The sequence below is a fragment of the Solidesulfovibrio sp. genome (assembly GCF_029978005.1).
Lineage (GTDB): Bacteria > Desulfobacterota > Desulfovibrionia > Desulfovibrionales > Desulfovibrionaceae > Solidesulfovibrio.
In genome coordinates this window covers 164,815-186,177 of the sequence record NZ_JARKOZ010000046.1, presented here as the reverse complement: position 1 = coordinate 186,177, position 21,363 = coordinate 164,815, and the positions used below count along the sequence as shown (strand labels likewise).

Annotated in this window: 17 protein-coding genes and 1 riboswitch; of the genes, 9 read left to right on the top strand and 8 right to left on the bottom strand. The window is 68.6% G+C overall.

What is annotated here, in order from left to right; translation table 11 throughout:
- The first annotated feature begins 186 nt into the window (after positions 1-186).
- Positions 187-579 carry a hypothetical protein gene (locus Q1K70_RS05625; RefSeq protein ID WP_300156731.1) on the top strand — a complete coding sequence of 131 codons (393 nt, stop codon included), beginning with the start codon at positions 187-189 and terminating at the stop codon, positions 577-579.
- 12 nt (positions 580-591) lie between these two features.
- Here the strand turns inward: Q1K70_RS05625 and Q1K70_RS05620 are convergent, their stop codons facing one another.
- The gene (locus Q1K70_RS05620) at positions 592-918 is read right to left on the bottom strand and encodes a zinc ribbon domain-containing protein (protein WP_300156729.1); all 327 of its coding nucleotides are present in this window, start codon (positions 916-918) and stop codon (positions 592-594) included.
- An 89-nt stretch (positions 919-1,007) separates the two neighbouring features.
- Between Q1K70_RS05620 and Q1K70_RS05615 the strand changes: the two genes are divergently transcribed.
- Positions 1,008-1,205 carry a ferredoxin gene (locus Q1K70_RS05615; protein ID WP_300156728.1) on the top strand — a complete coding sequence of 66 codons (198 nt, stop codon included), beginning with the start codon at positions 1,008-1,010 and terminating at the stop codon, positions 1,203-1,205.
- A gap of 55 nt (positions 1,206-1,260) precedes the next feature.
- Here the strand turns inward: Q1K70_RS05615 and Q1K70_RS05610 are convergent, their stop codons facing one another.
- The 5 genes from Q1K70_RS05610 to Q1K70_RS05590 all read right to left on the bottom strand — a co-directional run bounded on the left by Q1K70_RS05610 (position 1,261) and on the right by Q1K70_RS05590 (position 8,437).
- Positions 1,261-3,492, bottom strand: coding sequence for a vitamin B12-dependent ribonucleotide reductase (locus Q1K70_RS05610; RefSeq protein ID WP_300156726.1), 2,232 nt, complete (start codon positions 3,490-3,492; stop codon positions 1,261-1,263).
- A gap of 272 nt (positions 3,493-3,764) precedes the next feature.
- Positions 3,765-6,248: an endopeptidase La gene (lon, locus tag Q1K70_RS05605; RefSeq protein WP_300156724.1), complete on the bottom strand. Its 2,484-nt coding sequence runs from the start codon at positions 6,246-6,248 to the stop codon at positions 3,765-3,767.
- Positions 6,249-6,380: 132 nt separating this feature from the next.
- Positions 6,381-6,653 carry an acylphosphatase gene (locus Q1K70_RS05600; RefSeq protein WP_300156722.1) on the bottom strand — a complete coding sequence of 91 codons (273 nt, stop codon included), beginning with the start codon at positions 6,651-6,653 and terminating at the stop codon, positions 6,381-6,383.
- Positions 6,654-6,670: 17 nt separating this feature from the next.
- Positions 6,671-7,357 (bottom strand): DNA repair protein RadC, encoded by a 687-nt coding sequence (radC, locus tag Q1K70_RS05595; RefSeq protein WP_300156720.1) that lies wholly within the window; start codon positions 7,355-7,357, stop codon positions 6,671-6,673.
- 87 nt (positions 7,358-7,444) lie between these two features.
- The gene (locus Q1K70_RS05590; protein ID WP_300156718.1) at positions 7,445-8,437 is read right to left on the bottom strand and encodes a DNA polymerase III subunit delta; all 993 of its coding nucleotides are present in this window, start codon (positions 8,435-8,437) and stop codon (positions 7,445-7,447) included.
- A 127-nt stretch (positions 8,438-8,564) separates the two neighbouring features.
- On the opposite strand from Q1K70_RS05590, the gene Q1K70_RS05585 reads away from it, so the two are divergent.
- The 5 genes from Q1K70_RS05585 (at position 8,565) to Q1K70_RS05565 (ending at position 17,590) form a co-directional block, all read left to right on the top strand.
- A complete protein-coding gene (locus Q1K70_RS05585) occupies positions 8,565-10,961 on the top strand; it encodes a glycosyltransferase family 39 protein (RefSeq protein ID WP_300156716.1) in 2,397 nt (798 codons plus the stop codon).
- An 81-nt stretch (positions 10,962-11,042) separates the two neighbouring features.
- Positions 11,043-12,089 carry a glycosyltransferase gene (locus Q1K70_RS05580; protein ID WP_300156714.1) on the top strand — a complete coding sequence of 349 codons (1,047 nt, stop codon included), beginning with the start codon at positions 11,043-11,045 and terminating at the stop codon, positions 12,087-12,089.
- Positions 12,090-12,132: 43 nt separating this feature from the next.
- Positions 12,133-12,267, top strand: a riboswitch (cyclic di-AMP (ydaO/yuaA leader).
- Between the two features lie 239 nt (positions 12,268-12,506).
- Positions 12,507-14,525, top strand: coding sequence for an APC family permease (locus Q1K70_RS05575; RefSeq protein WP_300156713.1), 2,019 nt, complete (start codon positions 12,507-12,509; stop codon positions 14,523-14,525).
- A gap of 382 nt (positions 14,526-14,907) precedes the next feature.
- Complete coding sequence (locus Q1K70_RS05570) at positions 14,908-15,699, top strand: radical SAM protein (RefSeq protein WP_300156711.1); 792 nt, start codon at positions 14,908-14,910, stop codon at positions 15,697-15,699.
- On the top strand, positions 15,599-17,590 hold the full coding sequence (locus tag Q1K70_RS05565) for a ribonucleoside triphosphate reductase (protein WP_300156746.1): 1,992 nt from the start codon (positions 15,599-15,601) through the stop codon (positions 17,588-17,590). The genes Q1K70_RS05570 and Q1K70_RS05565 overlap by 101 nt, the downstream gene beginning before the upstream one ends.
- 60 nt (positions 17,591-17,650) lie before the next feature.
- On the opposite strand, the gene Q1K70_RS05560 is transcribed toward Q1K70_RS05565, so the two are convergent.
- Both Q1K70_RS05560 and Q1K70_RS05555 read right to left on the bottom strand, forming a co-directional pair.
- Positions 17,651-18,862 carry a DUF362 domain-containing protein gene (locus tag Q1K70_RS05560; protein ID WP_300156709.1) on the bottom strand — a complete coding sequence of 404 codons (1,212 nt, stop codon included), beginning with the start codon at positions 18,860-18,862 and terminating at the stop codon, positions 17,651-17,653.
- Entirely contained in the window at positions 18,844-20,388 is a 1,545-nt protein-coding gene (locus Q1K70_RS05555; RefSeq protein ID WP_300156707.1) for a class I adenylate-forming enzyme family protein, read from the bottom strand. Before Q1K70_RS05555 ends, Q1K70_RS05560 begins: the two co-directional genes overlap by 19 nt.
- Positions 20,389-20,542: 154 nt before the next feature.
- Between Q1K70_RS05555 and Q1K70_RS05550 the strand changes: the two genes are divergently transcribed.
- Together Q1K70_RS05550 and Q1K70_RS05545 are read left to right on the top strand one after the other, a co-directional pair.
- A complete protein-coding gene (locus tag Q1K70_RS05550; RefSeq protein ID WP_300156705.1) occupies positions 20,543-20,884 on the top strand; it encodes a hypothetical protein in 342 nt (113 codons plus the stop codon).
- A gap of 80 nt (positions 20,885-20,964) precedes the next feature.
- On the top strand, positions 20,965-21,363 hold the full coding sequence (locus tag Q1K70_RS05545; protein ID WP_300156703.1) for a hypothetical protein: 399 nt from the start codon (positions 20,965-20,967) through the stop codon (positions 21,361-21,363).

The following is a 21,363-nucleotide window of genomic DNA, read 5'->3' as shown; positions in this document are numbered from 1 at the left end:
CCGGCATCGCGACCGCTTCCGAAAACGCCGCCCCTTGGGGGCGGCGTTTCCTTTTTGGCGGCCGCCTCTTGCCCGAGCCGGCGTTGCATGAAAGAGTGGGGCCTCTCGTGATCCGAGCAGGCTAAAGGAACGCGCCCAAGGGACGATGAGGCGGAAACGGCGGCCCGGGCCGCCGGGGAGGAGAGCATGAAACGGCTGGCGATGGTTGTCCTGACGCTCGCCCTGGCGGGCCTGCCGGCGCTGGCGCGCCCGGCCGCCGCCTTCGACGAGCAGGCCGTCATGGTCTGCGCCTTCAAACGCGCCCTGGCCATCCTCACCTGCAAGGAGCCGGACAAGTACAGCTTCGTGGGCGTGCGCGACGGCGTCTACGTGTTCAACAGCTTCTTCGCCAAGGGCCACGTGGAATTCTACGTGCAGCTCAATGCCGACCGGGCCGTCTTCACCAGCCGGGCCTGGGAAGGCCGCATGCCGGCCGGGCGCATCGTCAAGGACTACAACGGCGGCTGCGTCAACGTGCTGGTGGACCCCCTGACCTGTTCGAAGTTCACCTCGGCCCGCTGCTGCGGCAGCCAGCAATAGCCGGCGCGCCGCCTACAGGCGGCGCAGCAAAAGAACCAGGGCACACACGGCCACGGCCGGGTACAGCGGCCAAAGCGCCTCGGCGTACTGGCAGGCGACGACCGTGCCGGCCAGGACCACGGCCAGGAGGCTGGCCTCGACATAGGGACCAAGGCCTCGTCCCGGCTTGGTCCAGCCCTGGAAATCCAGCAGCCGTGGGCCTTCTTTTTTCCCCGTGCCCGCCTCGCCGGCCTCGTCATCACCGTCGCCGCCCTGGCGGCCGGATTGCAGCTTGTGCCCGCACACCGGGCAGAAACGGGTCTCGTCGGGGCTCTCGGCCCCGCATTTGGTGCAGCGCATGCTCGAAGTCAGCTCCGGCGTTGACAAGCCAGGGACCGAGCATAGATGGAAAGAGGCCCGACCGCCACCGAAGAAACCAAGGACCCCGCATGGAGACGACCCTGCACGGCTACAGCGTCAACCTCGTCTGCTGCAACGGCTGCGGCGCCTGCGCCAGCTTGCTTCCGGAGCTTTTCGCCATGGACGCGGTCTCGGAGAAACCCGTCCTTCTCCTGCCCGAGGCCCCGGCCGAGGCCATCGAACGGGCCATGGCCTTCTGTCCCCACGATTGCATCGAAATGGACTGAGCCGCCCCGCCGCCGACGGCGGAACGGCCCATAACGCCCGCGAGCGCCGGCGGCCTCAGCCGCACTTGGTGTAGCCGCAGCCCTTGCACACGTGGCAGCCTTCCTCGAAGGTCAGCTCGCCGCCGCAGTCCGGGCACTGGGGCTGGCCCAGGTTGCCGGTGTCGTCGTGGACCTTGCGGCCCTGCAGGTAGCGGTTCTCCAGCACCCAGGACACGGCGTCCGGGATGGAAAGCAGCAGGCCCTTTTTCTGGAAGACGGGGTTCTCGCCGCCGATGCCCTTGAGCTGGCCCACGATGTCGGCCACGTTCACGCCCGAGCGCAGGGCCAGCGACACCAGCCGGCCGATGGCCTCGGCCTTGGCCGTCACCGAGCGGCCCGACTTGCCGATGGTGGCGAAGACCTCGAAGGGCTTGCCGTCCACCTCGTTGACCGTGAGGTAGAGCTCGCCCAGGCCCGTCTTGACCTTCTGGGTGAAGCCGAAAACGATGTCCGGCCGCACGCGCACCTTGCTTTGCGGCTTGGCCGGGTCGGCCGGCGCGCCGTCGCCCGTGCACAGCACCTGGTTCGACTTGCAGCCGTCGCGGTAGACGGTCACGCCCTTGCAGCCCAGTTCGTAGGCCAGCCAGTAGATCTCCCGGATGTCCTCCTTGGTGGCGGCGCCCGGCAGATTCACGGTCTTGGACACGGCGTTGTCCGTGTACTTCTGGAAGGCGGCCTGCATCTTGAGGTGCCAGACCGGCTCGATGTCCATGGCCGTGACGAAGACCTCGCGCAGCTCCTCGGGCAGCATGCCGATGTGGGCGATGGTGCCCTTGCGCGTGACCTCCTCCATGAGGCTTTCGGAGTAGGCCCCGGCCTGCTGCATGGCCGCCACGAAATGGGGGTTGGCCTCCACGAGCTTTTCGCCGTCCATGACGTTGCGGGAAAAAGCCAGGGCGAAAAGCGGCTCGATGCCGGACGAGCAGCCGGCGATGATGGAGAGCGTGCCCGTCGGGGCGATGGTGGTGGTGGTGGCGTTGCGGTAGGGGCCGAGGTTGCGCTTGCCGAAGACCGAGTCGGCGTAGGCCGGGAAGGGGCCGCGCTCGGCGGCCAGGGTCTTGGAGGCGGAGCGGGCCTCGGCCTGGATCGTCTCCATGAGCTTTTCGGCCAGACTCAGGGCCTCGGTGCCGTCGTAGGGGACGCGCAGGAGAAAGAGCAGGTCGGCGAAGCCCATGATGCCCAGGCCGATCTTGCGGTTGGCGTGGACCATCTCCGTGATCTGGTCCAGGGGGTACTGCGAGGCGTCGATGACGTTGTCGAGAAAGCGCACGGCCAGGTGCACGGTTTCGGCCAGCCCCTTCCAGTCGATGCCGTCCGGGGCCTGCGGGTCGTAAAAGACCGAGAGGTTGATGGAGCCCAGGTTGCAGGCCTCGTAGGGCAGAAGCGGCTGTTCGCCGCAAGGGTTGGTGGACTCGATGGCCCCCAGCGCCGGGGTGGGGTTGTCGCGGTTGATGCGGTCGATGAAGACGATGCCCGGATCGCCGGATTCCCAGGCCTTCCTGACCAGGAGATCGAACACCTCGGCCGCGCTCTGCCTGCCCACGACCTTGCCGTCGCGGGGATCGACCAGGTCGTAGTCCTCGGCCTTTTCCACGGCCTGCATGAAGCGCTCGGTCAGGGCCACGGAGATGTTGAAGTTCTGGAGTTCGTTCTCGCGTTCCTTGCAGGTGATGAATTCCAGGATGTCGGGGTGGTCCACCCGCAGGATGCCCATGTTGGCCCCGCGCCTGGTGCCGCCCTGTTTGACCTGTTCGGTCGCGGTGTTGAAGATCCGCATGAAGGACACCGGCCCCGAGGCCACGCCGCCGGTGGAGCCCACGCGGCTTTTTTTGGGCCGCAGCCGGGAGAAGGAAAAGCCCGTGCCGCCGCCGGACTTGTGGATGAGCGCCGCGAACTTCACGGCGTCGAAGATCTCCTCCATGGAATCGCCGACCGGCAGCACGAAGCAGGCGGCCAACTGCCCCAGCGGCGCGCCGGCGTTCATGAGGGTGGGGGAGTTGGGCAAAAAGCGCATGCCCGTCATGAGGTCGTAAAACGCCCGGGCCAGGACGTCCGGGGCGTAGGGAGACTTGTCGTACTTGGCCTCCTCGGCGGCGATGGCCGAGGCCACGCGCCAGAAAAGCCCGCGCACGTCCTCGACGGGCGCGCCGTCCGGGTCCTTTTGCAGATAGCGCTTGGTCAGGACCACCTGGGCGTTGGCGTTGACTTCGGCTTCGGGCAGATCGGCGGGCATGGGCAGGGTTGTCATGGGCGGGCGTTCCTACGGTTTCGGTGTCGCAAAAAAAGGGCGGCCGCGGATGCGGCTTAAAATTTCACAAGCTATTCCAGCCTGTTCCAACAACAGCTTGTCCGGAAGCAGACGGTCCCCAACAGAATGGGAACCTACACCAGCCCGCCCGGAAAGGGAACCACCGTCGAGGCCGGGACGCCACAGGCCATGGTCGCGACGCGTGGCCGGAAGCGCCGAAAAAAAGGCCGGAACCAGCGTTCCGGCCTTTTTTGCAATCCTTTTCAGTCCTCTTACGAGGCCTTCGCCGCCACGGCCGCCTTGGCTTCGGGCGCGCCTTCCTTGGGGGCCGCGTCGCAACGGGCGATGGGCCACACCTCGTCGATGCGCTCCACCGGGTAGACCTTCACCCGGCCGCGCAGGTCGCGCGGGATGTCGTGGAGGTCCTTCATGTTCTGGGCCGGGATGATCACCCGCTTCATGCCGGTCGCCACGGCGGCCAGCACCTTCTCCTTGATGCCGCCCACGGGCAGCACCCGGCCGCGCAGGGTGATCTCGCCCGTCATGGCCAGGTCGCTGGCCACGGGCGTGTTGGTGAGCACCGAAATCAGCGCCGTCACCAGCGTCACGCCCGCCGACGGGCCGTCCTTGGGCGTGGCCCCGGCCGGCACGTGGATGTGGATGTCGTTTTTCTCGAACACCTCGGGGTCGATGCCGAGTTCCCTGGCCCGGGACTTGGCGTAGGTCAGGGCCGCCTGGGCCGATTCCTTCATGACGTCGCCGAGCTTGCCCGTGAGCTGCAGGCCGCCCTTGCCCGGCAGCGTGGCCGCCTCGATGTGCAGGATCGCCCCGCCGACCGGCGTCCAGGCCAGGCCCACGGCCACGCCCGGCGGCAGGTCCGCCTCGCGCTCGTCGTCCATGAACTGGGGCGGCCCGAGGAGCTTTTGCAGCGAGGCCACGGTCACCCGGAAAGGCGGCGCCTCGCCCTCGGCCTTCTTGCGGGCGAGCTTGCGGGCCACGGAGCCCACCTCGCGCTCGAGGTTGCGCAGCCCGGCCTCCCGCGTGTAGTCGCGGATGACGCGCGAGAGCACCTGGTCGGAGATGACCATGTCGCCCTCCTCCAGGCCGTTCTCCTCGATCTGGCGGGGCAGGATGTAGCGCCGCGCGATCTTGATCTTCTCCTGCTCGGTGTAGCCCGGCAGCCGGATGAGCTCCATGCGGTCGAGCAGCGGCGGCGGGATCGTGTCCAGGATGTTGGCCGTGCAGATGAACATCACCTTGGACAGGTCGAAGGGCACGTTGAGGTAATGGTCCGAGAACGAGAAGTTCTGTTCCGGATCGAGGACCTCGAGCAGCGCCGACGACGGGTCGCCCCGGAAGTCCGAGCCCACCTTGTCGATCTCGTCGAGCATGATGACCGGGTTTCGCGTGCCGGCCTGCTTGATGCTCTGTACGACCCGGCCGGGCATGGACCCGATGTAGGTCCGCCGGTGGCCGCGGATCTCGGCCTCGTCGCGCATGCCGCCAAGGGACATGCGCACGAACTTGCGCCCGAGCGCCCGGGCGATGGAGCGGCCAAGCGACGTCTTGCCGACGCCGGGAGGGCCGACGAAGCACAGGATCGGGCCCTTCATGCCGGGGTTGAGCTTGCGCACGGACAGGTATTCGAGGATGCGCTCCTTGACCTTCTCCAGGTCGAAGTGGTCCTCGTCCAGGATGCGCTTGGCCTCCTTGATGTCCAGCCGGTCCTTGGAGAGCTTCTTCCAGGGCAAATCCACCAGCCAGTCCAGGTAGGTGCGGATGACCCCGGCCTCGGAGGAATCGGGGTGCATGGAGCTCAGCCGCTTGAACTGCTTGTCGGACTCCTTCTTCACTTCCTTGGGCATGCCGACCTTGTCCAGGGCCTCCTTGAGCTCGTCGAGCTCGTCGGACTCCTCGCCGCCCTCGCCGAGCTCGCGGCGGATGGCCTTCATCTGTTCGCGCAGGAAGAAGTCCTTCTGGGCCTTGTCCATGCCTTCCTTGGCCATGTTCTGGATCTTGGCCTGCATGGCCGCGACCTCGGCCTCCTTGACCAGCTGCTCGTTGACCAGCCGCAGGCGCTCGATGGGGTCCTCGCATTCGAGCAGCCTTTGCGCCTCCTCCACGCGCATGCGCAGGTTGGAGGCCACGAGGTCGGCCAGCCGGCCGGGCTCGTTGACGCTGTTGAGCACCGCCATGATGTCGGCCGAAGCCATGCCGCGAAGGGACAGGATCTTCTCGCTCTGCTCCCTGGCGGCCCGCATCATGGCTTCCTGCTCGAGGGTCACCTCCTTGGTGTCGCGCTCGGGCAGGACCTCGACGGAGGCCAGGTGGAAGGGGTCCGTGGACACGAAGTCCTTGACCCGGGCCCGGGTCAGGCCCTGGACCAGGACCTTGAGCCGGCCGTCGGGCATCTTGAGCATGCGCATGATCATGCCCACCGTGCCCACGCGGTACAGGTCGTCGGGGCCGGGCTCGTCCACCTTCTCGTCCTTCTGGGTCAGGACGAGGATGTAACGGGAGCCGTTCAGGGCCGCGTCCACGGCCTGCACGGACTTGTCGCGGCCCACGAACAACGGCAGGATCATGTAGTTGAAGACCACGATGTCGCGCACGGGCAGGACCGGCAGCTCGGAAGGGATGTCGGGCTGGTTCTTGTCCTCGCCCTCGCTGGCCACCGGCGCTTCGTGACCGCGCGCCTCCTCGGCCGGGGGAGCACCCTGTTCCGGGGCGTTTTTGGGATCGAATTCGTTGTCCATTACCGCTTGCTCCTCGCGCCTCCCGCCTGGGCGGAAGGGCCGTCGCGTTATGATGGATCGCCCGCGCGGCCGGCACTTCCGGCGGCACGGGCGCGTTGCTTCCTTTGGCCGAAAACGCGGCCGGGCGCGTTCTCAACGTATCTGGAAATCCCGATACGCCTTTTCGTACTCGATCAGGGCCGCCTGGACGGACTCCACCCGGGAAAGGGGCGAGCCCTGGGGCAGGCGTTCCTTGAGGGCGTCCAGGCCCCGGGGGTCGCCCTGGGCCAGCACTTCCACCTTGCCGTCGGCCAGGTTGCGCACCCAGCCGGCCAGCCCCAGGCTCTTGGCCTGATCGAAGACCCAGGCCCGGAAGTACACGCCCTGGACCTTGCCCGAAACCGTGGCATGCAGACTCGGCGTCATGGGAATCCCTCCTTGCGCTACAACATGCCTTCCGCCTGAAAGCTGAAATAGCCGCCCGCCGTCACCACCAGGTGGTCGAGCACCCGCACGTCCACCTCCCGGGCCGCGCTGGCGATGCGCCGGGTGAAGGCCGCGTCCTCGGCGGAGGGCCGGGGGTCGCCGGCCGGGTGGTTGTGCACGAGGATCACGCCGCTGGCCTTGTGGCGGATGGCGATGCTGATGATCTCCCGGGGGTAGATCACGGCGTGGTCGATGGTGCCCTGGCTCACCTGCTCCCAGCCGATGAGCCTGTTCTTCGTGTCCACAAGCGCCATCCAGAACTCCTCGCGCTCGTTGGCCCCGAGCCTGGCCCGGGCCATCTCCGCCACGATCTCCGGCGAATTGAGCAGCGCCCGCTCGCGCACGGGCTGCTCGTGGAACCGGGCCCAGGCCTCGCGCCACAAGGTCACGAACTCCATGGCCCCCGGGCCGATCCCCGGCACGCCCCGCAGCTCCTCCTCCCGGGCCAGCAGCGCCCCGCGCAGGCTGCCGAAGCGTTGCAGCAGCTCTTTGGCCAGGGGCTTGTTGTCGCGGCGCACGTTGACGTAGCCCAGGAGCAGTTCCAGCACCTCATAGTCCGCAAGAGCCCTGGGATTGTCCATCAGGCGGTCCTTGAGGCGGCGTCGATGGCCAAGGTAGTGCGGCGGCTCTTTCTTAGTAAGCATGATTGTCGGCCCGGGCAAGGCGTTTGACGGAAAACGGCGGTTGTTTGCGGGGAAAAGCGGCACAAATGGCCTTAAAACACGCGGCGTTCATGGCGAAGAGCGGCCTCCCGCCCGCGTTTGGCCGCCGAAAACGCGAAAAAGCTCGGCCGTCAGGTATTCCATGGCCTGATCCGTCCGGCGGCTGCCGGATTTGATCCCGGCCTCGGCGGCGAAGGCCGCCTCGAACAGCCTGGCCAGTCCGGACGCGCCCAGGCGGCGGGCCATGGCCCGCTTTTTCTGGAGAATCGACGGCGGCAGGCGCACGTCGCCGTCGTCGCCCGAGGCGATGCGCCACATGGTGCGGGCCTCGTAGAGCAGAAGACCGATGAGGGGAAAAACCATCTCCTCGCCGGCCAGCTGCTTGTCGAAGATCTCGCGCCAGACCGCGGCCGGGTCGCGCCCGCCGGCCAGGGCGTCCAGGAAGGCGAAGCCGTCGAGCTCCTCGTGGCGGCCGAAGCCGGCCGCGTCGGCCACCGTGACCGTGGTCCGATCGCCCAGGGAAAGTTCCAGCCTGGCCAGCTCGTTGTCGGCCCGGGCCAGGTCGAGCGGCAGCGCGGCGGCCAGGCGCTCGGCCGCGCCGGGCTCGAAATCGAGGCCCCGGCCGGCGGCCCAGTCGGCGAGCAGCGGCCCCATGTCGCGCGGGGAGAGCCCGGCCGAGACGAAAAGCCAGCCCCGCTTCTCGGCCACCTTGAAATAGGGCTGCTCGGCCAGGCCCTTGGGGAGTTTGGGGCCCTTGCGATCGAAGGGGCCTTCCAGGCAGAAAAACGGCCATACCGCCGGGTTGAACCCGCGCAGGGCCGAGGCGAGCTTGGGCCACAATTCCGCCGGGCAGGCCTCGGCCCGGCGCAGCACCACGGCCCGGCTGCCCGAAAAAAGGCTCCCCACGGTCAGCGCGCTCCAGAAAGGCGGGCCGAGCTCCTCGTCGCCCCAGAACACGACTTTCTCGAAGGGCACGCCGGCCTCGCCGATCAGGCGGTCGATGCGCTCCCGGACGATTTCGGGGTCGGGACAGGCCAGGAAGGTGAATCCGGGGCGTTCCATGGCCGAAGAGTAGCCGAGGCCCGCACCGGGGGCAACGGCCCCAGGGCCGCCGCGCAATGACTTTCGTTCTCAACTGGCCGACAGCCTTGACAATTCTCGCACAAGCGTCTCTATGTGGACCAATTTCATGGGAATCGTGCATAGCCCCGTGCCCGCTTTCAAACGCACCGCCGCCGCGCCGCCGCCGGCCTTCTGGCTCGTGCTCGGCCTGGGGGCGGTCCTGATCTTCTGGAACCTGGGCGTCCCCTCGTTGTGGCTCGACGAGGCGGCCTCGCCGCTCAACGCGCGCTATCCCTTCCCTTACATCCTCGAATTGTCCCGCACCCTGGAGGAGCATCCGCCCCTGTACTACCTGGCGCTCAAGGGCGTCATGGCCCTGGGGCAGGGGGACTTCCTGCTGCGCCTGCCTTCGGCGCTGTGCGGCCTCGGCTGCCTGGTCCTCGTGGCCCTGCTCGGCCGGGACCTGTTCGGCTGGGGCGCGGGCGCGCTGGCGGCGGCCTTGTGGCTGGCCATGCCCCAGGACCTGTGGCTGTCGCGCATCGCCAGGCCCTACGCCCTGTGGCTTTTCTTCTTTTTGTGCTCCCTGCGCTTCCTGCTGCGGGCGACCCGGGAGGGCCGGGCCAGGGACTTGCAGCTGCTTCTGGCCGCCAACCTGCTCATGACGGCCACCCATTACCTGAGCTTCTTCCTCATGGCCGCCGAAGCCTGCTGCCTGCTCGCCTGTTCCGGGGGCCTGGCCGTCCGTCGCCGCCTGCGCGCCCTGGGCCTGTACCTGGCCGGCGCGGCCGCCGTCGTCGCGATCGCCTACTGGGTGCTTTTGCGCCACAGCCGCACCCCCCAGACGATCCTCGACTACAACGACGTGCCGGCGCGCATCCTGACGGCCCTGGGCCAGGCCGTGGCCGGGGCTTTCTATTATTTCGACGCCCCCGTGCCGCGCCTGCTGTGGCTTTCGGCCGTCCTGCTCGGCTTTTTCGCGCTGTGGCGGCGCGACCGGCCGGCCCTGCGCTTCCTGCTGCCCCTGGCCGCCGTGCCGGTCCTGCTGCTCTTCCTTTTCGGCAGGAGCACGGGGCTTTATTCCCGCCACCTCGCCTTCCTGGCTCCTCTGGCCAGCCTGGCCATGGCCGGGGCGGCGGCCTCCCTCCCCCCGCTGGCCGCAAGGACGGGCCTGGTCACGGTCTGCGTGCTGGCCCTGGCCGTCGGCGACGCTCTGGGGCCCCACCGCAAGGACTTCTACGACCTGCACAGCTACCAGGTGCCGGTGATCGGCAACAACTACAAGCAGGCGGCCGACGTCCTGGCCGCCCTGTCCGGGCCGGGCACGGCGGTTTCCTATTCCAACGACTTCTTCGGCAACGCGGTTTCCTGGTATCTCTCCCGCAAGCCCCATCCCAACCCCGTGGACGACCAGCGCCTGACGCCCGAGGACGCCACGGCCCGCCTGGTCTACGCGGCCAGCACCCACCACGGCTACCTGGCCCGGTCCGAGGCGGAGTTCAAACGCGAGTTCGGCCCCGGGGCGCGGGCCACGCGCGTGGACACGACCATGCTCTACACCCTGGACGTGCCCCGCACCCCGACCCATCCCCTGGAGGCACTGCCGGCCCGCCTGCGCCTGGCCGCGGCCTACCCGGGCTTTTTCGCTACCGCCGCCGTTCTCGACGGCCTGCGCCACCACCAGAACGCCCGCAGCGCCGCCTTCGTTCCCACCCGCAACGACCGCGACGCCGTGGCCGCCTTCGACTTCGAGAACAAGGCTCCCCAAGCCCCCCAGGACATCTTCTGCAACGTGGTCTACGACAACCGCGGCCGGGAGAACCTGCTTGCGGCCAGGGCCGCCTTCGACGACGAGCCGGCCGCCGTTTTTCCCCTTTCCGCCGGCGACGACGCCGTGCACCAGCGCCAGGTGAAGCTTCGCCGGGACAGGCCCTGGAAACGGCTGCGCCTGGAAATCGTGCTGCGCTGCGCCTCGCTGACCCCGACGCTCGAGGGCGGCAACCTGGAGACCCTGCGCCTGCGCGACGTGGAGGCCTTCTTCTGCCCCCAGGGCGACGCCGCCTGCGCCGACGCCGCGGAAAAAGGGCTTACGGCCAGCATGCTGGACAACTACCTGGACGAACGGTTCCTGGAGGCCTCCACGGTGCTCCAACATCGCGACGTCCTTTCCCGCGACAACATCACGGAAGGCGACGGCGAGGGCCAGGAGGGCTGGAGCCGCCTGCTGGCGGCCGACCCGGCCCGGCCGGGCGTCCTCGGCCTCGACGTGACCCTCGACAGGCCCCGCCTGGTCTTTTTCCCCCGCCTGGGCAAGGGCGCTTCGGTGCGGGTCTGGGCCGTGCCCGAACAGGGCCCGCGCACCCTGCTTTTCGGCCTCGAAAACGCCACCGGCCGCTGGACGCCCGTCAGCGCCCAGTACGAACTCGTGGTGCCGCCCCAGCTGCGGGGAAAAAACGTCCGGCTCGACGTCGAGCTCTCGGGCCGCTGGGCCCAGTTGTGGCAGCAGGGGGACACGCTCTTTTTCTGATCGGCTGGCGCTGTTCTTGCTTGGCGTCTTCCACCGGCAATTGTTGCCGTCCCGGACGCTTGCCGCAAGGAGGCCAGGCCCATGACCGCCGCCCCCGTCATCACCTACCGTCTTTCCATCAAGGAAACCCTGCGCTGCCACCTGATCAGCCGCGAGCCGCTGATCATCATCTCCTACGGCGCGCCGCTCGGCGCGCCCATGCAGCTCGGCCCCTTCCTGACCGACCGCAAGGCCTATTTCCTCATGGGCAACTGGTGGTCGCTCCTCGACGAGCGCCTGCTGGCCCAGACGCGCCAGCTCTATTCCCTCATGACGGACATGTATCCCCTGCACCGCTACATCTTCCTGACCAACGACCCGCAGGAGGACAAGGTCCTGGAAAGCCACGGCCTGCCGCACTACCACTGCCACCACAACGCCTTTCTCGACGAGCGCCTGTTCCATCCCATCCCGGGCGTGGCCAAGACCATGGACGCCGTGTACACGGCGCGCCTGAGCCACTTCAAACGCCATATTCTGGCCCGGCGCATCCCCTCCTGGGGCCTCGTCTACTACTACATGCCCGGCCCCCGGGATGCCCAGGACAGCTACCTGCGCTCCCTGACCCGCGCCATGCCGGGCATGATCCCCCTCAACGCCGACCCGCGCACCGGCCAGTACCGCCTCCTGTCCCCCCGCGAGATCAACAAGACCTACAACGCGGCCCGGGTGGGCCTTTGCCTGTCGGAAAAGGAAGGCGGCAACTACGCCACCACGGAATACCAGCTCGCCGGCCTGCCCGTGGTCTCCACCCCGAGCCAGGGCGGACGGGACCTGTTCCTGGACCCGGAAATCTCCCGCATCGTGCCGCCGAGCGCCACGGCCGTGGCCAAGGCCGTGGCGGAACTCGTCCGGCTGAAGATCCCGCCCCGGGAGATCCGCCTGCGCGCCCTGCTGCGCATCCGGGAGATGCGCCAGGACTTCATCCGCCTCGTCGGCGGCATCATCGCCCGGGAAGGCCGCGCCGACACCTTCGCCGAGGACTTCGACAAGGTGTTCGTCCACAAGATGCACACGCATCCCGGCACGCCCGAGAACTTTCTGGCCGCCCACGGCCTGCTGCCCGGCCAGGAACGCCGCAGCGCCTAAGTCCCGGGCGACCCTGTTGACGCCGGCCGCTTCCGGCGTTACCTCCCAACGAACGTCGAGTCCCGCCCGTGGCGGGAACGGGGGACCCACTTCCCGGGGCGCATCGCCAGCATGGCGTAGGGCAACCTCTTCGGCCCGAGCCCGTCAGCTAACCTCGTAGACGTCGAAGGGGAAACCGTCGCTTTGCCGCTGGTTTCCCGCAACCGGTCGTCCGGAGGGATGCCATGCCCGGCTCTTTGGCGCGCCTTGCCGCGCCGCGTTTCCGTTTCTTCGCGTTTTCCGCCAATTTCGTCCGTCCGTCGCAGAAGCGTCAGGACCTCGCCGTGCCCTGAGGCCGGCCTTGCCCCTTTGCGCGCCTTCGCGGCCCCGTCGCCGCGAGGGTCTTTCCAGACGCCCGCATCTTTGAAGGAAAACGCCATGTCCCAGGAAAAACGCCTCCCCGTGTCGCGGCTGCTGCGCCGCGCCGTCATCGGCGACAGCATCAACCTCGCCGACCAGTCCATCTTCCACAAGCTTTCCCTGGTGGCGTTCTTCGCCTGGGTGGGTCTGGGGGCCGACGGCCTGTCCTCGTCCTGCTACGGTCCGGCCGAGGCCTTCCTGGCCCTGGGCGAACATCCCTTCCTGTCCGTGTTCGTGGCGCTCGGCACCGCCCTGACCATCTTCGTCATCAGCGCCGCCTATTCCCAGATCATCGAGCTCTTCCCCACCGGCGGCGGCGGTTACGTGGTGGCGAGCAAGCTGCTCTCCCCCAAGGTGGGCATGGTCTCCGGCTGCGCCCTGCTCATCGACTATGCGCTGACCATCACCCTGTCCGTGGCCAGCGGCGCGGACGCCGTGTTCAGCTTCCTGCCCGCGGACTGGCTGCCCTACCGGCTGCCCGTGGCCGTGGCCGGCGTGGCGGCGCTGATCGTGCTCAACCTGCGCGGGGTCAAGGAATCGGTCATGGCCCTGGTGCCGATCTTCATGACCTTCGTGGTCACCCACGTCGTGGTCATCGGCTACGGCATCTTCGCCCACGTGTCGGACATGCCGGCCCTGGCCGCCCGGCTGACCCGGGACGTGGGCGCGGCCCACGGCGAACTCGGCCTGCTCGGCATGTTCCTCCTGGTGCTGCACGCCTACAGCATGGGCGCGGGCACCTACACCGGCATCGAGGCCGTGTCCAACGGCCTGCCCATCCTGCGCGAGCCCCGCGAAAAGACCGGCAAGCGCACCATGCTCTACATGGCCCTGTCCCTGGCCGTCACCGTGGTCGGGCTCATCGTGTGCTACCTGCTCTTCGGGGTCCGGCCGCAGGAGGGCAAGACCCTCAACGCCGTGCTCTTTTCCGCCGTGACCGCCGGCTGGGGCCCGGACCTCGGCGGCGGCTTCGTGCTGGTCACGCTGGTCTCCGAGGCCCTGCTCCTGTTCGTGGCCGCCCAGGCCGGCTTCGTGGACGGCCCGCGGGTGCTCTCCAACATGGCCATCGACCGCTGGCTGCCGGCCCGGTTCGCCCTGCTCTCGGACCGCCTCGTCACCCAGAACGGCATCCTGCTCATGGGCGCGGCGGCGCTTACGCTCATGCTCGTCTCCCACGGCTCGGTGGACCTGCTCATCGTGCTCTACAGCATCAACGTCTTCATCACCTTCGTGCTGTCCCAGCTCGGCATGGTGCGCCACTGGTGGCAGGTGCGCGGCCAGCGCGCGCCCTGGAAGAAGGGGCTGTGCCTCAACGGCCTGGGCCTCGTGCTGACGACCTTCATCCTGGTCATGGTGACCTGCGTGAAGTTCTTCGAGGGCGGCTGGGCGACGCTCGCCGTCACCGGGGCCCTGGCCGCCGCCGCCCTGGCCATAAAACGCCACTACGACGCCGTGGGCGCGCGCATCCGCAAGCTCGACGTGCTGCGGGCCGTCATCGATCCGCAAAACCCCTACACCCCGTCCATCCCGGAAAGCGCCGAGCCGGCCGCCGAACCCGCCCACGACGCGCCCACGGCCGTCATCTTCGTCAACGGCTTCAACGGACTGGGCATCCACACCCTGCTCTCCGTGGTGCGGCTTTTCGGCAAGGACATCAAAAACTACGTGTTCGTGCAGATCGGCGTGGTGGACGCGGCCGTGTTCCGGGGCGCGGCCGAACTGGCCCGGCTCAAGGCCGGCATGGAGCGCGACCTCGGCGTCTACGTCGAGCTCATGCGGGACCGCGGCTACTACGCCGAGGCCCACTGGGCCGTGGGCACGGACATCGTCCACGAGCTGACCGGACTGGCCCCGGTGCTCCAGGAACGCTTTCCCCGGTCCATCTTCTTCGGCGGCCAGCTCGTGTTCGACAAGGAGACCTTCGTCACGCGCCTTTTGCACAACTACGTGGTCTTCACGCTCCAGCGCCAGCTCTACCGCATGGGCCTGCCCTTCGTGATCATGCCCGTGCGCCTGGACAAGCCCGACTGGGCCTGACGCCGCTTTCGGGCCCGCGCCGCCCAGGCGGCCGCCGGGCTTGAAGGATACGCTTCCCCGCCTCGCGGGCTCCGCCCGGGGAAGCGGCCCTGTCCCCCGTTCCCCCCACCACGCGTCATGCCGCGCGGGGCCGTCGGCCCGCCCCGCGCGGCCGGGACCGGACAGAGCGCTCTTGACGAAAACGCAAAAAAGGGAATCGCCCGATCCGGCGCGGCCTTGACGTGTTTCCCCGCAGCCGCGGGGAACTTGCCCCTTGCATTCGCCCTGGGCCGGCGTATGACGAAGTGGTCTTTCGGGGGCGTTTCGAGGGGGCTTCCACCCTGTGCCGTTGGGGAGCGGCCGGGATCGTTTCACACTCTATTATTTCGGTTTTATTGTAAAAATGACGTTCTCGCCAGCCTGGGAGCTCGTGCGCGGCATCGAGCCCATGTCCTTTTGCGATTGGCCGGGGAAGCTCTCCGCCGTGCTCTTTTTCGGCGGCTGCAACCTGCGCTGCCCCCACTGCCACAACGCCTCCCTGGCCTTCGCCGCGGGCAGGCCGCTGCCCGGAGCCTCGGTGCGCTCCTTCGCCGCCTCCCACGCCAAGTGGCTCGACGGCTTCGTGGTCACGGGCGGCGAGCCGACCCTGGTCCCGGGCCTGTCCGCCTTCGCGGCCGAGCTGGCCGCCCTGGGGCCGGAGGTCAAAATCGACACCAACGGCATGCGGCCCGACGTGGTCGCCGCCGTGCTCGAGCGCCTTCCCGGGGCCCGGTTTTCCGTGGACGTCAAGGCCCCGTTTGCCAAGTACGGCCTGGTCACGGGCGGGGCCGCGACCGAGGCCGAGGCTTCGGCGCGCCTGGGCGAGGTCTTCGCCCTGGCCGCGCGCCATCCGGACCGCTTCGCCTTTCGCACGACCCTCGTGCCGGAACTGTCGCCGACCGACGTCAGGGAGATCAGGGAGGCCCTGCCGCCGGGTTTCACACTTGTCGAGCAACCGTACCGCAAGCCATCACGGAGCAAGGGGGAGGAAGGGAACAATGCCCAAGCAGATCCGCAAACGCGACGGATGTCTGGAGACCTGGTCCACCCAACGCATCGCCCAGGCGATTTTGAAGGCTCTCAAGGCCAGCGGCATCCAGGACCCGCTGCTCTCCACGCGCCTGGCCCACAAGGTCGAAGCCAAGCTTGCCGATAACGACGTCCCCGAGCAGGAGGACGTCCAGGACGCGGTGGAACAGGTGCTCATGGAGTCGCGGCTTTATGCCGTGGCCCGGCGCTACATCGTCTACCGCGAGAAGCGCCGGGAACTTCGCGAACAAAAGGCCGCCTTTCTCGACATCGCCGACGTCATCGACAACTACATTTCCAAGACCGACTGGCGCGTGGCCGAAAACGCCAACATGACCCACTCCTTCCAGGGGCTCATGCTGCACCTCTCGGGCACGGTCCAGGCCCGCTACGCCCTGGGCAAGTATCCCCAGGAAGTGCGCGAGGCCCACGACCACGGCTATTTCCACATCCACGACCTGTCCTTCGGCCTGGCCGGCTACTGCGCCGGCTGGAGCCTGCGCGACCTGCTGCTCGAAGGCTTCAACCTGCCCGGCCGCTCCTGCGCCGGCCCGGCCAAGCACTTCGACGCCGTGCTCGGCCAGATGGTCAATTTCCTGGGCACCCTGCAAAACGAGTGGGCCGGGGCGCAGGCCTTCAACAACGTGGACACCTACCTGGCCCCCTTCATCCGCGAGGACGGGCTGTCCTACCGCGAAGTCAAGCAGGCCATGCAGAAGTTCGTGTTCAACCTCAACACCACCTCGCGTTGGGGCGGGCAGAGTCCCTTCACCAACCTGACCTTCGACCTGGCCCCGCCCAGGCACCTGGCCAAGGAGGGGGCGATCGTGGGCGGGGCCATGCGCGACGCGACCTACGGCGACTTCGGCGAAGAGATGGCCATGATCAACAAGGCCTTCCTCGAGGTCATGGCCGAAGGCGACTACCACGGCCGCATCTTCTCCTTCCCCATCCCCACCTACAACATCACGGCCGACTTCCCGTGGGATTCCGAGATCGGTACCTTGCTTTTGGAGCTCACGGCCAAGTACGGCGCGCCGTACTTCCAGAACTTCATCAATTCCGACCTCTCGCCCGAGGACGTGCGTTCCATGTGCTGCCGGCTGCAGATGGACCTGCGGCAGCTGCGCAACAAGGTGGGCGGGCTGTTCGGCGCGGGCGACCTGACCGGGTCCGTGGGCGTGGTGACGCTCAACCTCCCCAAGCTGGCCTATCTGGCCCAGGGCGAGGAGGACTTCCTGGACCTGCTCACCGAATACGCCGAACTGGCCCGAGACGCGCTGGAATTCAAGCGCAAGATGATCAGCGACAACCTGGAGCGCGGGCTTTTTCCTTGGACGCGGCGCTATCTCAAAAACGGCTTCAAGGGCCATTTCTCGACCATCGGCCTGGTCGGCGGCCACGAGGCCTGCGTGAACCTGCTCGGCAAGGGCATCGAGACCGACGCGGGACTACGGCTCATGACCCGGGCGCTTACTCACCTGCGCCAGGTCACCTCGCGCTTCCAGGAGGAGACGGGCAACCTCTACAACCTGGAGGCCACGCCGGCCGAGGGCACGAGCTACCGCCTGGCGAAGATCGACAAGGCGCTCTACGCCGACATCCGGGCCTCGGGCAACGGCACGCCGTATTACACCAATTCGACCACCCTGCCCGTCGGGCTCTCGCGCGACGTGTTCTACGCCCTGGAGCACCAGAACAAGCTCCAGCCGCTCTACACCGGCGGCACGGTCTTCCACACCTATCTCGGCGAGGCCGTGGCCGACACCGAGGCGCTGAAATCCTTCATCGTCAAGGCCTTCACCATGACGAAGATTCCGTACCTGTCCATCACGCCCACGTTTTCCGTGTGCAAGACCCACGGCTACATCAAGGGCGAGCACCACGAATGCCCGGACTGCGGCGCGCCCTCGGAAGTGTTCACGCGCATCGTGGGCTACTACCGGCCGGTGTCGTTGTGGAACAAGGGCAAGCAGGCGGAATACGCCGAACGGCTGACCTACGGGGAGATCTGTTAGGCGGATTTGAAGAGAATCACGCAAAAGGGCGGGACACGGGGCCCGCCCTTTTTTATCGCCTCAGCGCGCCTTGTAGGCCTTGTAGAAATCCAGGATGTGCGGCGGGCAGCCGGGAATGAAACGGGCCGGGGCGGCCTGGCCGTGGGTTTCGTAGGCCAGGGGCGCGGCGCAGGCCCCGAAGCACCACAACTCGCCCTCGCGCCGCTTGAGACTTCGCCGCTCAGGCATGGGCACGCCGACGTAAAGCGAAACCGGCTCCCGGCCTTCGAACGCCCCCTCGCCGGCCAGCTTGTCCAGGGCATGGCGCAGGGCCGACAAACAACCCAGGCAGGCCCCGCCCTCGTGCACCCGCACCGCGGCGTAAGCCCCGGCGCAGCCGATGACCGGCCGGGAGAAATGCCGGCGCAGCCTTGCCGGGTCCCCGCCCACGACCTCGATGGCGGAAAGCTCCGTCTCGCCCAGGCCCTCCTGGCCGGCCAGGCGCAGCATGGCCACTTCGTGCGCGCCGATGCCCATGAGGTCGGCGGCCACCGTGTCCACGGCGCACACGTCCGTGCCGGCCACGATCACGTTCATGTCCGGCACGGCCGCGCCCGAAAGCGGGGCCTGCCCCTGCACCGCCCACAACCCGTCGAGCACCGTGAGCGCCGGCCGGGCCAGGCGCAGCACGTCCACCACCTTGGCGTTGATGTCGTTGCGGTGACAGAACATGCGCTCGTCATCGCACACCAGGCCGTAGAGGTTCTTGATGCCGAGCGTGACCAGGGTGTGCACGTGGGTCTTCATCTTGGGCAGGTCGACCAGCAGGTCGGATTCGAGCAGGGCGCGCGGCAGGCGGACCGGGTCGAAGACGAAGGCCCCGGGGTTGGGCACGGCCCGGCTGCCGCAGCGGTCGAAATGGACCAGCTCGCCGCCGGCGGCCTCGATGCGGCGGGAAAAGTCCGGCAGGCACGAAAGCGCCTCGAAAAGCGAAAGACCGAAGCCCGGGTTGTCGCCGACCAGCACCCTGGCCGCGCCCGCGTCGCGAAGGAGCTCCACCACGGCCAGGATCACCCGCTCGTCCGTGACCACGGCGCAGGGGTTGCGGGGGTCGGGCCGCACCAGATTGGGCTTGACCAGCACCTTTTTGCCGCGCACGAGGGCCGGCAGGTCGCAGCAGGCGGCAACGGCCCGGGCCACGAGCTCGCGCACGGCGCCGAGGCTTTTTTCCGTAAAGGCCGTGGGCGACTCGGGCACGGGACCCGAGGCCAGGGCTACACGAGGGCGCGCCATGCGATCTTGCCTCCCGGCGTGCGCGGCAGGGCGTCGCGAATCTCGATGACGCGCGGCAGCTTCATGCGGTGGAGCCGGCCGGCCAGAAACCGGCGCAGCTCCCCGGGCGTGAGCGCCGCCCCGGCCCTGGGCACGGCCACGGCCTTGGCCGCCTCGCCCCGAAGCGGGTCGGACACGGGCACGACGATGCACTCGGCCACGTCCGGATGGGCCCGAAGCGCCTCCTCGATCTCCACCGGAAAGACCTTCATGCCCCCGACCTTGAGCAGCATGCTCTGCCGGCCGGCGAAAGAGTAGGCCCCGTCGGCCTCCCGGCGCACGATGTCGCCCGTGCGGAACCGGCCGCCGTAGAGACGAAATTCCCGCCGGGACTGCTCGCCGAAATAGCCCGGACAGACCCCGGGCCCGGAAACCACCAGCTCCCCGGGTTCGCCGTCGCCGACGTCCGCGCCGTCCTCGCCCACAACCCGCACCAGGTAGCCCGGCACGGGCCGACCCAGCCGGCACGGAACGTGGGACTCGCCCGGCCGGTTGGCCAGGGCCACGCCCGTGGTCTCGGTCGAGCCCCACACCGGCAGGATGGACGCCCCGAAGCGGGCGAAAAGCCCCCGGGCCAGGGCCGACGGCACGTGCATGCCGCCGGATTCGGCCACGCGCACCGTGGCCAGGGGATTGTCCGCGCCGGCCGGCAGGCGCACGAGCGTCTCGTAGATGGCGGCCACGGCCATGAGCGCGGTGACCTTGTGGCGCGCGCAGGCCCCGGCCACGGCCTTGGCCGCCACCCGGTCGCACAGGACCATGGGGCCGCCGAGGAAAAGCGGGCGCAGGAGCGTCTCGTGGGGATGGACGAAAACCGGCATCATGCACAGGTGCACGTCTTGCGGGGTCAGGCCGAAGGCGGCCACGCTGGCCTCGGTGTTGGCCAGCAGGTTGCCGAGGGTCGTGACCGCGCCCTTGGGCGCGCCCGTGGTGCCGGAGGTGAAGTTCAGGTAGACCGGGTCGTCCGGCCCGACCTCGGGCAGGGCGACCGGAAAGGGGCCGGCGGCCAGCTCGGCCAACGTCGGCAGCCCCGCCGGGGCCGAGCCGTCCATGACCGCCACGGCGAAAGGCGGGCCGTCCGGGAAGATCGCGCCCAGAACGGGCAGGAATTCGGCCGCCACGCACAGCACGGCCGGGCGCAGCCGGTCGAGGATGGCGCGCGTGACGTCCGGCGGCTGGTTGGGGTCCACGGGGAAGAACACCGCGCCGGCGGCGGCGGCGGCCAGAAAGGCCGTGACGGCCTGCGGCGTCTTGCGGCCGAAGACGGCCAGGCGCTCCCCTTTGGCCAGTCCCATGCCGGCCAGGGCCTGGGCGAGCCGGGCCACGTCCTCGGCCAGGGCGGCCTGGCGCACGATGGTTTCCCCGGCCAGGATGGCCGGGCCGTCGGGGTCGGCCTCGGCCGAGGCCCGCAGCAGGGCGTAGATCCCGCCGGCCAGGGGCGCGCGGGGAGAACAGGGAATCGTGTGGGGCTTTTCTTTTACGGTCATGCCCCAACATACGCCGGGAGCAGCTTTTTTGGCAAGGCTCGCGGGCGATTGGCGGGTTATTGCCGACCGGTTCGATCCGGTATAAAGGATGGCGTCCCGTGCGGCGCGCGCCCGTCGGGATAGAAATTTTCTCGAAGCGTCGCGCGGAGGCGGCATGAAGACGTTGCGTACGACCGTTGCGGCGGCGGTCATCCTGGCGGCCTTGATCCTTGCGGCCGGCCTGGCCCGGGCGGCCACGCCCGACGAGGACATGAAGCCCATCAAGACCGGAGCGAGCATCACAGGCGTCATCGAAGAGGACTACAGCGACGGCCTGCTCCTGACCACGGACGGCGGCACGACCTACCTCGTGCTCACGCCCGAGGAGATTTCGCTGGAGACCGAAGAGGCCTTCCACAAGCGGAACAAGGGCAAGCAGGTCACGCTGACCGGCAACGTGTACCGGGACGAGGACGGATCCTTGAGCCTTTTCGTCAGCACCCTGCCGGCGCAGTAGGGCCCGGAGTCCCGGCCGCGCCGCGTCCAACGCCGCCGCCATGGGGGCGGCGGCCCGTCCCTCTCGCGGGGAGGTGCGCCATGTCCGCGAAATCGGTTTCCTTCACCCTGCTGTTCGGTCTTGCGGCCTGCCTGCTCGTGGCCGGCCCGCTTGCGGCCCAGACCGCCCGGACCACGCCCCAGGGCGTGGCCTACGTCACGGGCGGCGTCGGCACGGACGAACGGGCGGCCATGGAGGCCATGGCCGGAGCCTACACCCTGAAGATGGAATTCGCCCGCTCGGACCGGGCCTACCTCGGCGACGTGGCCGTGAGCCTGCGCGGTCCGGTGGCCACGCAGCTGACGGCCGAGGGGCCGGTGCTCCTGCTGCAGCTGCCGCCCGGCCGCTACGCCGTCACGGCCACGGCTCTCGGCACGGCGCGGACGCAGACCGTCACCGTGGGGAAGACGGGCCTGGCCCGCCTGGCTTTTCTCTGGTAG